The following is a 325-nucleotide window of genomic DNA, read 5'->3' as shown; positions in this document are numbered from 1 at the left end:
CGGAAATCTTCTGGATGCGCGACAGCGGCTTTTCCTCGATCTCGCCGAACTTTGCGAAATCGATCTTCGGCCACGGCAGCAAGCTGAGGCCACCCAGCGAGGCGGATGCGCCGGCGACCGGACGCGCACCCGAAGCAAGCGCATGCTTCACGTAGTCACTCACGTCCTCGCGCTGAATGCGGCCACTGCGACCGCTGCCCTTGACCTGCGCGATGTCCACGCCCAGCTCACGCGCAAACGCGCGGATCGCCGGGCTGGCGTACGGGGCATCGCCGGGCATCACGATGGTCGCGTCGAGCGGAGGACGCGCGGCGGGCGATACATC

The 325-nt window shown here is 67.1% G+C and carries 1 protein-coding gene; it reads right to left on the bottom strand.

Features of this window, described 5'->3' with window-relative positions; genetic code table 11:
• A partial coding sequence (locus GSQ77_RS29045) for an E3 binding domain-containing protein (RefSeq protein WP_174246525.1) occupies positions 1 to 325 on the bottom strand: 325 nt, incomplete at both ends.

Source organism: Burkholderia sp. L27(2015), assembly GCF_009765705.1.
Lineage (GTDB): Bacteria > Pseudomonadota > Gammaproteobacteria > Burkholderiales > Burkholderiaceae > LMUX01.
This window is presented reverse-complemented; position numbering and strand designations above follow the sequence as displayed.